3 protein-coding genes are annotated in these 15489 nt (G+C 42.6%); 1 reads left to right on the plus strand and 2 read right to left on the minus strand.

Features of this window, described 5'->3' with window-relative positions:
* Both QQK00_RS10905 and QQK00_RS10910 read right to left on the minus strand, forming a co-directional pair.
* A partial coding sequence (locus QQK00_RS10905) for a hypothetical protein (protein ID WP_284217602.1) occupies nucleotides 1-10530 on the minus strand: 10530 nt, incomplete at its 3' end.
* Between the two features lie 242 nt (nucleotides 10531-10772).
* On the minus strand, nucleotides 10773-12224 hold the full coding sequence (locus QQK00_RS10910; RefSeq protein ID WP_284217603.1) for a TrkH family potassium uptake protein: 1452 nt from the start codon (nucleotides 12222-12224) through the stop codon (nucleotides 10773-10775).
* Between the two features lie 455 nt (nucleotides 12225-12679).
* Here QQK00_RS10910 and polA point away from each other — a divergent pair, with 455 nt between their 5' ends.
* A complete protein-coding gene (gene polA / locus QQK00_RS10915) occupies nucleotides 12680-15469 on the plus strand; it encodes a DNA polymerase I (protein ID WP_284217604.1) in 2790 nt (929 codons plus the stop codon).
* Nucleotides 15470-15489: the final 20 nt, after the last annotated feature.

Below are 15489 nucleotides of genomic sequence, written 5' to 3' on the forward strand. Positions count from 1 at the left end.
ACTGTGGTTGAAATAATCCGGCACCTCAAATGCGTGTACGAAAGAGTTTGGCGAAAGCGTAGCACTCCCTGATGATTGCTTCACACTTATTGGCTGTTGCGCTACTTCTAGAGTAAATACAACTGGACTACTTTTGCTTCCATTTTCATCTACGGCTCGTAAGGTAAACGTAAATCCATCTGCACTTAACGGCAGCGCACCAATTGAACGAAGACCACCTGCATTTGCCTCCAAATACGGCGATAAACCAGAAAACTCCACACTTGCTATACTATCCCCATCATTGTCCGTAAAACGTCTCAGTAAATTTTCTTTTGAAATACTGAATGTATTTCCTTCACTTACTGAAAATACTTTCGAACCAGATTTTGCAATAGGAGTACTTTTCTTAGTAATAGTAAAATCAACCTCAGCAGTCGAACCTCCAGCCCCAGTACCTGTGACCGTGAACCCTACGCTTATTGCAGTTGACGGTCCAACCGCAGGCCGACTAAACCCAAAGTACACAAGCCGTGGAGCACCCCCACCTGGATTCACAACACTCGCATTAAACGGCCCCAAGGGGGCACTTCTACCATCTATTGTTATATTACTTACTTCAAATGAAGCGCCGTCACTGTGGTTGAAATAATCCGGCACCTCAAATGCGTGTACGAAAGAGTTTGGCGAAAGCGTAGCTCTCCCTGATGATTGCTTCACACTTATTGGCTGTTGCGCTTTAACACCAGGAAAATAAAAGGTAAAAGAAACTGGAACTGAGGGCAATCCGTCACCTTCATTATCCGTTGCGATAACTTTAACCGTGACTTCATGCGCCTCTTGATTTGTTGGGCGATACGACAGCCTGTTGCCTTCGACTATACTAATGGTGCCATCATCAGCGTCACCAAAGTCATAAATGCTATAGATTAGTTTAGAAACATCTTCGTCATCCTGAAAATAATTAAACAATGGGAAGTTACGGACTGTCTCACCTAGTAGCATACCCAACCGATAATTTTTGTCAGGTATGGGTTCAGGCGCCACATTCACATCTACACTAGCGCTAATCGTTAGAATGAATTGGTTACTTGTAGTGCCATCATTTGCTATAACTTTGAAAGTAACGTCACTACTGAAGTTTACTGGAACTACTTCCCCTTCTTTTGTCTTAATAGTTGCAATACCAGAGTCTATATTTGAGATATCCAGTTCCAACCAATCCGGTAAGCTAGCCAATGGTTCAGCCACTACATTGAAGTTAAGTTGTTTACCTTCAGGATCTTGTATAAATTCTATTAAATTAAATTCTTTTTCATATGTTGTTCCGGGTAATAATTCAGGAACTTCACCAAACCTTATTTCAGGATCACTAAATCTGGGCTTTAAATCATCTCGCACGGGCAAGAAAAACGGTAATAAAGTAAACAATTCCGTTTTTTCTGGTTGCTTCGCCCTAATAGCATAATGATGATCACCAACTTGAGCCTCTTGAGCATGGATATGCAACACATTGTCGCCGTCACCATCGGTATCCAATATTAACTGCAACCAATGGCCGCCAAAGGTCGCCGGATTTGAACTCAAGTTATCATCTACAACCACATATTCATTGCCTTGTTTTAGCAACAACTCGTACTCAAGATCATCTATTTGTTCATCAATAAAAATGTCTTTTAGTTTACCAATTTCGTAATTGTATTCTTCACCGGTCGTCGCTGGTGTATAAGACAAGCCCTGAAAATCTGGATTGATACTAGGCGCCTTGTCGGCGTCTATTGTCCCTGAATAACCATTGAAGACTTCAACACTTCTGCGGTTACCCATTGCATCGTAGGTATATCTTAGTGCAGAACGTATTTTTTCTTGTGTTTGATCATTGACATTAATGTCTGTCACCAACACTTGGGTGGCTCGCCCGTGAGCGTCGTATGTAGTATCTGTGCGCTCAATTAGCGTTTGCTGCAAGCTATTGACGGTTTTTCTGGTTTCGCTGACTAATTGGCCTGCAATGTCATATTCAAAATCACTTCGGCTTGTGGTGGATGAATCTTCTACCGACTTTAATAGCCCGTTGTCATAATATTCATAGTCAACTGTTTGGTTCTTTACTCCAGCCAGTTTAAAATTAATCGTGCGTTCTTCTAATAAGCCGTTTTCATGGGTAAAGATATATTCGTTATCGCTTAAGTCACTCTTTTGTATCTGCTGACCAAAATAGTTGTAGGTATTTTCTATCTGATTAAGCTTGCCAGATGTTGCGGCGTTTATGCGAAGTCTGTCATAACTTTCAACCGTTTGTTGGCCTTGCCTGTTGTACGCGTAACTCATAACGACGTTTTCAGGACTATGCGTTTTTGTCACATTTCCGCGAATGTCATTTTCATAATGATATTGGTGATCTAAGGCATTGGTAAACTGCGTTTTATACCCCAACTCATTAAATATAAAGCTATTCAAGCGCTGGTAGGTCAATGCACTTCCATCTTCTGGCGCACGAATGTCTCCTGTTTCAATGACTCTGCCAAGCTTATCGACCTTTGTGGTAGAGATATACCCGATAGCATCCCGAGTGGCGATATGCTCACCAAACACGTTGTACCCTAAATGTGTAGAATGTCCAACCTCGTCTTTAGTTTGCGTTAAATTCCCACGCGCATCATATTTATTTACGCGCAGTCCGTTGTTGGCATCTTTGCGAGCAATTAACTGATTGTAAATATCGTAGTAATTATTAAACTCTGGTGCTTTCACTTCAGAACTACCATCGTCATCGGCCACTACTACTAAATGGCGGGTTTCATTAGTTATCTGATTGTTATGGTTGTACGAATAAGTCGTTGTGTAACCGTTAGCATTAGTAACTTGAACAACGTTCCCCCAACGGTCATATTGTTGCCTTACTACCGGCGTAACCCTTGCCGAAAGACCATCACCTGCACGTTTAGCAACGAACGACGCTAAAAATTGTTTTTCGACTCTACCAAGCTTATCAAGTACATTTAATGTATCCCCCCTACCAGCATGAGATGAACGCACAACATTGCCGCGTAAATCATATAAATAGGTTTTTGTTGCGCCATCACCCTCGTTAGTAGACTCCAAGCGCCCAGCATTGTCATATTTAAAATAGACCTGCGGCGCAGCATTGCTTTCACCGTTGAACTGAGGATCGCCTTGGTTGGTGATTTCACCAAAGCTATTGTATTTTGATACGAGTTTTGTTTGTACTGTATGCTTGTCATTGGCTAAATGAGACAATGTTGTTTCTTTTACTTGTCCTAGCGCATCGTACATATAGGCAGTTACAGCATGTTCATTTGTCGCTGGCGCTGGGGCATATTGCCAATTTGGAATTGTTTCATGAATATCTATTGTTGAGCTTGTATGTGTTAATCCGGTGCTTAGGGAGGCCACTTCAATGCCGTGCTCGTCTGCAACTTCAACGGTGATGACTAAATAGCTACCATCCGGAATCGAATGTCCTGCTAAAGCACCTTGTAAGACACCAGAACTTGAATCGAAAGTAACCGTTGCAGGCAATGTAAACTGTGTTCGTAAGGTATAGTCATGCTCTCCTTGATAATCTGTGTATAACGTTGCTTTAAGATCATAGTCGTAGGTAGTACTGGGGTTCACAAATTGACGCGCTTGCTCAATAATGTTCCCTTGATAATCATACTTAAAGGTAGTTGATGCGCCTTCTGCGTCGATTTGCTTAAGCACTTGATTGCGTGCGTTAAATAGCTGAGTAGTCACACGCACGTCAGTATCATTTTCAGACAACAATGTATGAGCATTACCTGCGCCTTGTAGCGTGCGGATTGTATTACCATGCACATCATATTGGTAAGAGGTAATCAGTGAGGTAGTACCTTGATGTAAATCGTTCCGCAACGCTTTTACGTCAGTAACAACACTTGCCGCTTGCTGCGTTGTGCGCGCCAAACGACCGATGGAATCATACGCATTTACGCTAACCCGCCCGTTATTATCGACACTTACAATGTTGCCTGCATTATCGTATTCTGTCACCACTTCGCTGTCGGTAGTTAGTTTTGTCGCCGTATTAACGTTAATATCTTCAGCGTCAGTGGAAAGTGCGTGATAACGTAAGTTAGTTTGGATGTCTTTTACTTTGCGCCCTAACGTATCGTACTCATAAGCCCATACTCTGTCGTTCTCAGCAAATGAGTCAGGAAAAGCGCTACTTTCGATGACTTTGCCCGCTAAATCAGAGTTAACGACCGGCCCGGCATCTTCAAGCATATTCGTAACTTGCCCAAAGGCATTGTAAGCGTATTGCGTAACGTAATTCTCGGAGTCAACCATGTATATTTGATTGCCGAGTTCATCATAAAAATAGCGTGTATCAGCAAAGCTTGAACTGTTAATTTTTTCACGTTGCAGCGTCACTTCACCAAACACATTATATATATAAATCGTTTCTGGACGGGCGCTACCTTGGGTCACTGCCCCTTGTGCATTTACTTCACCATAAGTCACAAGAGGCTGCTTAACGCCTACCACTTGTCCCAAAGTATTGTATTCAGTATTTACCGTACGAGATTTGGACTCAGTTGAGTCCAGCGATGACAGCCATGTTTCAATTTGCTCAATTGAAATTTCTGCATCCTTATTGCGCAGCGTCATAGTCAGCTGTTTTTCATAACGAGTAAGGGAAGTCTGGTTTCCTTGAGCGTCGTACTCATAAGCGGTTACATAACCTTCAGCATCAACATCAAAGGCCACTCGGCCACCCGCATCGTATACCTTATAGCTATTAATAGTGCTTAAAGTCTTAGGCGAGTCCGATGAGTCAGTCACTATGATTTGGTTAATATAGGCTTGACCAAGGGCGTTGTAACGAGTATGTGAGGTAACATTGGGTGCTTCGCTATCTACCGCCAATGTTGGCTCACTTACGCTGATTTGCCGGCCTAGCTCATCGTATGTAAATGTGGTTGTTTGTGCCTGTTGAATTGACGCATTGCTAAGTGCAGCTATATGTCCACTATCAAGCTCCTTGCCATTTGCCACAACTAAAGACGATGATGCGGCGCCAACCCCTACGCGTACCACGCCCATAGTGCGTGAAGTAACATTACCTAAATCGTCATAGCTAATTGCTGTCACTTGACGAGCTTCAGGGTATGCAGTCAGCGTATTGCCGTTTTGTACCTGCACATCTTTGATAACGGGGGTAAACTCAAATGAGAGACGCCCAGCATCGTCGTAAGCATAGTGCCAAACATCGTTGTTGCCATTGGTATATCGTATTTTTTGACCGGCATTGTTGTATTCCCAGTGTTCAACAATGTTGTCTGCACTACCCGCAAGCAACTGAGTAACCGTTTCTACTCGTCCTGCCGCATCATAAGTCGTCTCAGTAGTTCTGTCCTTAGTACTGGCATTTGTAAAAACACGATTGGATAGCTGACTAAAACTGAACTCTGTCGCGCCCGTCTGAACTGGCGTCGCATATGCTGTAGTTTTAAATACACGACCTGCCGCGTCATATTCGGTGCGCGTGACCGCACCTTCACTGTCAACAGTAAAACTTAAACGGCCGGCACTATCGTAAACAAAATGAGACACGCGATCATTTGGATCATTTTTGTTTACCTTTGGAATACCATCTACATCTAAATGGTATAAAGCAGCAAGGTCACCTCTGGAATAATTAGTGTCATACGCAATAGTGTTAGCCATTGCTCTGGTTTGAATTAGCTGTCCGGTTGCATCATATCGATTCTGTTTTACTTGTGCCTGCCCATTTGCCAAGCGCTGTAAACTGTATACTACCCGACCATTGTCGTCATAAACGGATGCAGTCTGCATGTCTTTGCTATTGTTTGCAAAAGGCAATAAACCCGCTATGCCATTCGACGATACTTCGCCCTTCGCAATGCGCTGCTTGTCTGCATTGGATATAGTACTGGGGTTTGCATATTTTACCTGAGCAGTAACAAGTCCGCGGCGGTCATATGAATTCACAGTCACGGCGCCGACAGGATCAATACTTGCAATCAGTCGATTGTTTGCGTCGTATATGTAGTGTTGCTGAGCACCTATTGTTGCATTAGCGTCCGCAATTCTAGAGGCCATAGCTTCGGGGCGAATAGGGCTTACATCATCAAAATCAGAAGAGCTAAATGTCTGCTTGTATACCGTTTCGCTAGTTTTATTGCCGTTAACATCGTAGGTAGATTTGCTCAGTGTACCGGCATTATTTAGAGTGTAGATTAACTGCCCAGCAGCGTCGTAAACAAAACGGGTTTTATGACCCTCTGGATTAATGCTGGTAATCACATTTCCCACGTTGTCATAAAAATATTGGTGTGTACCGTCTATCCCGCTAGTACTCATGCGCTCTAAACGGTTATTGGCGCTATAAACATATGTGGTAGACACCGCGGCATCACTGCCATAGCCTTCTACACGCGTAACATTATTGCCGTCTTTGTCGTACTCTAAGTGTGTATGACTTGTAAGTTCACTTAAAGAACCATCGTTTTCTAAGCGACCTGTTTGCGTGTCTGTCAGCTCACCAAAGCCGTTGAAGATTAATAGAGTACCAGTGCCGTCTCCGCTATCTATCCATTGAGTGCGGTTTTGTCCATTATATTTATACGATTGCGTATGTGCAGCGTTACCACCACTTACACCGGATTTCACTTCAACAGTACGACCTAATATATCGTAGGTAGTGATATTCGACACCGCACCGAATTGACTCTGATACGTTAATGTAACTTCAGTACCTCTGGTTACCTTGTCGTTGTATTGGTAAACAGTGTCATTATTATTTGCATCTGTTTGACTAATTACGCGCCCGAAAGCATCGTATTGCGTCGTAGTGGTCGCATTTGCTGCTGCACCTTGCGTCGCGGGGTTATTGTCAAAGTCGACCGTAGCACTAGTACGCAAACCTCGATTATCATATGTAAATTTGTCTGTTCGTACATTGTCGCTAGACAAGCGCGTGTGGGTGTATGCTAGTTGCCCAAACCGGTTATAGTCGTTGTCTACATGCTGGCCATTACTAATATCACCGCTACGTTTACTGGTATGCAATACATCAAGGTTACCTCGTTTTGTGTAGGTAAAGTCTGTTTGAATATCATCATCCGTATGTATCGACTCAATAATAGACTGCAGGCTTGATTCCAAATCACCGCCAAGCAAATTGGGTAAGGCGGAAAGGGGAAGACGCTTGGTATAAACGATTGTTTGCTTTAATTCACCAAAGTTATTATAAATATTTTCGGTAACTTCGCCGTCATCAGTAATTGTCGCCGTTAGTTGCTCACGATCGTCATAAAAATAATAGGTGGAATGCCCTTCTGCATCTGTTGTTGATGTAACTCTCCCTTTACTATCAATAGCACTCCTTGTACCGTTTCCAACATTATTTGATATTGCCGTCTCTAGCGCAGCGTTAGAGATATCATCCTCAAGAAATGAAGTGAAAGCTGACGAGGAAGACACTCTTCCATTCAATACCCCTACTTCTCTATCAAGTAAATCCTTTTTAAACCAATTGGTTCTAATTTCATCCGACACCCCTGGATTTCTAGTCACGCCAATAAGATAAGCTTGGTCGTTATAGATGTAAGACGTCACTAGGCCTTGTGGCTGCTGTGTTTCAGTAGCGACTTGACCTCGAGCATTGTAAGTATAGATGCTTATCTGATCTTCATCATTTGATGTTGGTAAAGTTAGGAGACCGCCCGAGTAATTCCGTTTAAGTTCTGCATACACTCTTGAGCTTTGTACTTGCCCATCAGGGTAGTACTCGATGGCAGTAAGTTGGCCTTCTGGCGTTATGCTTGCTGCAATTTGGCCTAAACTATTATAAATGGTGTAACTACTGCGGTCAGCGCCAATGGCAAGTTTACTGTCTGTATTTAGCGCTGGTTTAAGGTCACTCCAAGCACCATTGATTTGCAGAGTAATATTAAAGGCAAGTCCTGTATAGGCCGTTGACTGACTAGCATAACTCGTCGATTTAATTTGGCGGCCGCCATTATCATAAAAATACTCTGTGGCATATCCTTCAGCATCAACCGTAGCCAGCATCAGGCCATCATCAGTGTAAAATGTGCGCTGAATCCGAGTATTGCTATTTACGACCATCGTTGGCAAAGAAGTTTGCGTAATATCCACTGTCACATCATACGCAATCGCATGGGTACGTCTGCCAGCTGAGTCATAACGGAACTCGGTAACACTGCCTTCAGCATCGATTTGAAATGTTTGGCGACCAGCGTCATCATATATATACCGAATGCTTCTATCGGCAGAGGCATCACGACCAGCCTCAGAAATCATGTTTTCGACGTCAATTAAAGCTAAGGGTTTGTCGTCGTTATTAACTGCAAAGTCATCTTCTGCATTTAACCAAGCACCCGTAATAACAATGTCTTTTGCATAAGTTGTCGCAAAAGTGAGTTGATTCGTATCTGAGTATTCATAGGCAGTCACAACGCCTGCACGGTCGATAGAAAAAGCCCTACGCCCGGCGTCATCGTATATTGTATAACTTTTTGCACCATTACTATGTTGCGTTGCGATTTGGCGTCCTTGGGCATCAAAATAGAAACGTTGTTCAGCAAAACTCGCTAGGTCATTTGCAATCCCCGTCTGCGTCGATGATAAACGCCCCGCGGCATCAAAGGTATTAGTGGTAACCAAACCATTATGCTGTGTAGTCGATATCCGCATAGCGCTGTCTTCATAGTTATGCGTGATTAATTCAACACGAGATTCGACGTTTGGCGAGCCGTTGGTTGAACCTTGAGTAACTATAACGGTATCGTACTCGGCCAATACACGATTCAGACCGTCATACGCATAAGCTTTTTGACGCAGTTCAGGTGAGGTTTCAGATAGTAAACGTCCCATCATGTCGTAATGATAATATGTGGTTTGCGCCATAGAAGGGTTACCTTCACCGCTTGGCGTCACTTCTTCATATTCTGTCTTAGTGGCTATTTGCCCTCTGAAATCATAAGTATAATCGACAGTACTCACATCATATTTTCCAAAAGTACTGAGTGATGCACGCCAAGTAGTTAAATCATCTAACGACGGTTCGCTACCAGCAACCAGAGCTGCACTATATGCATCGCGGTGATAGCTAAACTCTTGCTCAAGCTGCCCTAAATCATTGTAGTCAAACTGCGTAACTCTGTTTTCAGGAGAAATGGTAAAACGTAAATTGCTGTCGTTATCGTAAATATAAAAGGTCGAAATGATACTATCGGGTTCACCGATTTGTTGTAAATGCAAGGACTCCTCAATAAGTTGGTTTTTACTATTGTAGCGTCTTTCTACTGTATCGCCTTCCGCATTGACTTGAGAAATTTGATTGCCATTTTCATAGGCAAATGTAATGAGTTGACCTGCTCCGCGACTAACAGTCTCAATGTCTCCGTCTGCAGTATAGGTATATGATGTCGTTATTTCTTGCGAATCAATCATTGATGTCATGCTGCGCAAGCGCATGTCACCATCGCTAGAAAACGTCGTGGTGCGACCTGCAACAGTTACATCAGTATCTAGTCCGCCAAACGCATTTGCCTCATAATAGTAATTTGTAGTGCCTGATTCGCCATCAATAATTTGGGAAATTTTACCGGCATGGGCATGTCCATTCTCGTAATAATGGAAGGTTAAACCGGTACCATCACTCTGCGCCAATGATGCAATACGTTGTGAAGTACTATCTTTGTATGTATATGTAGTTGCGAATACTTTTTTGTCATCAATATTGTTGTCATCTGGGGTTAAATCTATGCTAACTGCTTCAAGACGACCATGTTCATCATACTTGTAGTATTGGCGGCGAATTTCCTGGGTATCACCATCGCTATCTACGGTGCCAAAGCGAATTGCTGTTATACGTGCGTTACCTGTAGAATTGCTATCGTATTCTAATACTGCTGTTTCTTGTGTGACGGTACCTGCGTTATTAACAACATCAGATACTATCCTTACAAGCTTCGTACCTTCATACTCGTAGCGGTGACCATGCCCTTGCCTGTCTAGAGCCGCTACTTGTTTACCCGTATTGTCATAATGTAAACGAACTAAACTACTGCCTTCTTCGAACATCCATCCGTTATTTTCGTAGGTCAATTTGTCGTGTGCGCCTGCGCCATCGCTGCTCGAGTATGTAATAACACCGCCAACATTGCTTTGTCGTACAAAGTGTTGTTCTGCTCCATCGGCAGTTATTCTTTTAACGCTCACTGACCCAGCGCTTCCATTAATGCGACTTAAAAACCCTAAACGCCAATGGTCATCACCGTTTGCATCATCAATACTGCCAATACTGTTGTAAGTTCGCAGACCCGCTACATCCACACCAAGATTTGCAATACCGTTGTCTTGACCTTGAATGACCAAACTACCTGTAGCCGCGTTAACAAATACACGCTCATTCCCTTGACCTAAACCAGCTTGTCCATAGGCGCCTTCACGTCCAATTAATGACAATGAAGAATTAAATAAACCTGCACCTTCGCTTGCTACAACAGCTACCATTTTTACATTCCTTTTATCACAACAATTTCGCACACCTCACGACAAGGTGTTTAGTAGCTATTCCACGAAATGAGAATTTTTTTTAGCTTTTTTTTATTATTTTTTTGTTAAATTGAAAATATTCAATAATTTCAATATATTGAAAGAGGATTATTATTCAGTGACGTGAAAGTAATGTGTGGATTTCAGTAAATTAAATGACGTAATTGCTAGAAACGAGAGAATTGAAACATTTTAAATCATCAACTCCGCCAAAACGTAGGCGAAAACAGCACCAATAAAGAAAAGACTTCGAGTCGCCCAAATACCATCGCCATGACTAATAGCCATTTAGCGGAGTCAGATACTTCAGCATAAGTGCCTGCCACTGAGCCTAAACCGGGGCCAAGATTATTTAGGGTTGCTGCAGTAGCAGAAAATGCAGTGATGTTATCTAAACCGGTACCAATAAGCCCAATCATGATGAACACAAACACAATAGCGTATGCGGCAAAAAAGCCCCAAACTGCATCAACGACTCGGTTTGGCATTGCCCTGTCACCCAACTTTACCGCGTATACCGCTTTGGGGTGGATGAGTCGGTCTATTTCTCGCTTGCCTTGCAAAAATAGCAATAACACTCGAATGACTTTTAAGCCACCGCCTGTAGACCCTGCACACCCGCCAATAAAACTTGAGAATATAAGCAATATGGGTAAAAAAGTAGGCCAAGATGAAAAGTCAGTTGTCGCAAAACCTGCGGTAGTACTTATTGAAACTGCCTGTATCATTGCTTGATCTAATGAGGCCTCAGCGGTGTCGTATACCTGAAACTTAACAAGTACCAGAAAACAAACAGTGATCAAGGCAATTTGAATAGTGAAAAACGATTTACACTCAGGATCTTTAAAGTAATTCTTAATATTTCTGCCACTAACGGCAGCGTAATGCAGTGAAAAATTTAATGCCGCTATCCATAAAAAGATTACACAAACCACATTCACAGCGACGCTGTTAAAATGTCCTAGGCTAGCGTCGTAGTTAGAAAACCCACCAATGGCGATAGTTGAAAAAGCATGGCAAACCGCGTCAAACAAGGTCATACCCGCCATCCAATAAGCAAAAGTACAAGCAATAGTAAGCGACAAATAGATGTACCAAAGATGTTTAGCGGTATCGGCAATACGCGGTGTCATTTTTGAATCTTTTACTGGGCCTGGCGTCTCGGCACGGTATAGCTGCATTCCCCCAACGCCTAAGATTGGCAACACCGCAACAGCTAGCACAATGATTCCCATACCACCTAACCATTGCAGTTGCTGACGATAAAACTGCACTGCCGTTGGCAAAAACTCGATGCCTTCGATAACAGTAGCACCAGTCGTCGTTAAGCCAGAGAATGATTCAAAAATTGCGTCGGTAATGGTCATTTGAGGTTGATCTAGTAACGCAAATGGCAAAGCACCAATCCCACCTAGCACCGTCCAAAATAGAACTACAATTAAAAAACCTTCTTTAGCGCGCAAGTCCTGCTTACTGCGTCGATGCGGGTACCAAATGATTAAGCCAGTAAATAAGCTCAAGAAAAACGCAACGACAAAAGCTAAGCCGCCGCCATCTTCATAAATTAGTGAGATTAAGGCTGGAGGTAACATAGTGACACTGAAAATCGCCACTAACAGTCCTAAAATCCTAATAATTGCGCGATATTGCAAGCTTATTTAACCTTGTTTGTATTGCTTCTGGTCTAGTCTACAATGCTTGGCAAAACATCGACAAGCACAATGCCACTTTTTATTTCTTATTTATAAGCTATTGACACTCAAAGATAAAAAAAATAACGAATTTATTCCTTGGCAATACTTAAAATTGTGTTAAATTTATGTGATGTCAAACGCAACATCCCTCCGTTTGCACATAATAGAAATAGGTGGATTCACCTATCTCACAAAAAATAATAAAAAAGAGTAAGGATATCCGGCACTTTGCCCCTTGTTGTAATCCCTGCAAAAAATTTGAATATACTTTTTTCATATGAAAAAGGTAGTGTTTTTGTGTCTTTAGCTCAATTTACTAACAAAGTTATCCACAGGTTTTAAACAAAAAAGTATTAATTTTTATCTATAAATTCATATAGTTATGAAATAACACTAACAAAAGCGACATTATTATGCACAAAACTCACTCTGCTCCTTTAGTACTTGTCGATGGCTCGTCTTATTTATTCCGAGCATTTCACGGAATGCCGCCACTCACCAATTCGAAGGGGCAAGACACTGGCGCAGTTTATGGTGTAGTTAACATGCTTCGTAGTCTGGTAAAAGATTACAACCCGACCGAAATGGTGGTGGTATTTGACGCCAAAGGGAAAACATTCCGTGACGACATATACAAAGAATATAAGGCGAATAGACCACCAATGCCTGACGAACTTCGCAGCCAAATAGCGCCGTTGCATGTCATTGTAGAAGCCATGGGCTTCCCGATGATCGTACATGACGGCGTGGAGGCAGATGATGTTATTGGTACCTTGTCTAGACAAGCCAGTGAAAGCGGCAGAGCGTGTGTGATTAGTACTGGTGACAAAGACATGGCACAGTTAGTCGATGACAATGTTACGCTAATAAACACCATGACCCGCACTACTATGGACAAAGCTGGCGTAATAGAAAAGTTTGGCGTGCCCGCTGAGTTGATAATTGATTATCTCGCCTTAAAAGGCGATAAAGTCGACAACATTCCTGGTGTACCTGGCGTAGGTGATAAGAGTGCCGTAGCAATGTTAAATGGCATTGGCGGTATTCATGCGATTTACGACAATCTCGACGACATTGCAGCCTTGGATTTTCGTGGCGCAAAAACCATGGCAAAGAAAATGGAAGCTCACAAAGAGCAAGCATTGTTGTCATACGAATTAGCCACCATTGTCACTGATCTAGCATTGCCTTTTTCTATCGAAGAACTGCAGTTAAAGGCCTTAGATAAAGCGGTACTGCGCGAGCAATTTGCTAACTTAGAATTTAAAAAATGGTTAGCCGAAGTTAGCGACCAAGGACAAGCATATGTTGAGGATGCAACAAATAATAACTCACCTCTTGAAAACACTGGCAATTCAGAAAATTCGGATAGCGACCCGTCAACAATAGACAGAGATCAATACCAGATTATTCTAGACGATGGTGATTTTCTAACGCTCATCGATAAACTCCAAGCCGCGACCTTAGTTGCGGTAGACACCGAAACAACCAGTCTAGATTATATGCAGGCTGAATTGGTGGGGATTTCATTTGCGTTTGCAGCAAATGATGCTTGCTATGTGCCGGTAGCTCATGATTATCCTGATGCACCTGAGCAACTCGACAGACAATATGTACTGAATGCGCTTAAGCCTATTCTAGAATCCGCATCCATCAAAAAAGTGGGCCAACACATTAAGTACGATCAGAACGTTTTGGCTAATTATGATATCGATTTACAAGGTGTCGTGTGCGATACCATGCTGGCATCGTATGTGCTAAATAGCGTTGCCACACGTCACGATATGGATAGCTTGTCGCTAAAGTATTTAGGCCATAAATGTATTAGCTTTGAAGAAATTGCCGGTAAGGGCGCCAAACAACTCACCTTTAATCAACTGGATATAGACATTTCTGGCAAGTATGCAGCTGAAGATGCTGACGTTACTTATCGGCTATTTGAGACACTCACCGAATTATTGGCACGTGAGGAAAAACTTACAGACATTCTTGAAACCATCGAAACACCCTTATCCCGTGTTATTTCTAAGATGGAGCAAACCGGGGTATTAATTGATGCACAAATGCTCGGTCAGCAAAGCCAAACGCTTGCGACACGCATTTTAGAGTTAGAAAAACAAGTCCACGAAATGGCTGGTGAAACGTTTAATTTAGGCTCAACAAAACAACTTCAACATATTCTGTTTGAAAAGATGGGATTGCCCGTAATTAAAAAAACGCCAAAAGGTGCCCCTTCAACGTCTGAAGACGTGTTGCAAGAATTAGCCAATGAATACAAGTTGCCCGCGCTGATTACCCAGTATAGAGGCTTAACTAAATTAAAAAATACCTACACTGATAAATTGCCGAAAATGATAAACCACCGCACAAATCGTGTGCACACGTCGTATCATCAAGCGGTTACGGCTACAGGGCGCTTGTCATCGAGTGATCCAAACCTACAAAATATCCCCATCAGAACAGACGAAGGCCGACAAGTGCGTCAAGCATTTATACCTAGACCTGGATACAAAATAGTCGCCGCCGACTATTCTCAAATTGAGTTACGTATCATGGCACATTTAAGTAAAGATGAGGGTCTACTCAAGGCATTTAATCAAGGCAAAGACATTCACACGGCTACCGCTTCGGAGATATTTTCAGTTCCTACCGATGAAGTGAGCACCAACCAACGTAGAAGTGCCAAAGCAATTAACTTTGGATTGATTTACGGTATGAGCGCATTTGGCTTATCTAAACAACTCCATATTAGTCGCCACGATGCACAACAATATATGGATACTTACTTTGCTCGCTACCCGGGCGTATTAGACTATATGGAAGCAACACGCGAAACAGCAAAATCATGTGGCTATGTAAGCACAGTATTTGGTCGCCGCTTATATTTACCTGATATTAACGCAAGCAATGGTGCCAGACGCAAAGGAGCTGAACGCGCTGCGATCAACGCACCAATGCAAGGCACTGCAGCCGACATTATTAAAAAGGCCATGATAGATGTGGCTGCTTGGATAGACACATTAAATGACGACAGTGTTTCAATGATCATGCAAGTGCACGACGAACTGGTATTCGAAATAAAAGAAGAACATTTAGTTACGCGCAAAGACAAGATTTGTGAACTCATGCAGCAATGTGTGTCACTTTCGGTGCCATTAGAAGTAGAAGCTGGCGTCGGTATGAACTGGGATGAAGCACATTAGGCCCCTATTTTCGGCAGGTA

Origin of the sequence: Agaribacter marinus, from assembly GCF_030160655.1 — a bacterium.
In the GTDB taxonomy this organism is placed as follows: domain Bacteria; phylum Pseudomonadota; class Gammaproteobacteria; order Enterobacterales; family Alteromonadaceae; genus Glaciecola; species Glaciecola marina.

Excerpts from the sequence above, each read along its gene's own strand:
- polA (WP_284217604.1), top strand. The coding sequence starts at position 12,680 with ATGCACAAAACTCACTCTGCTCCTTTAGTACTTGTCGATGGCTCGTCT.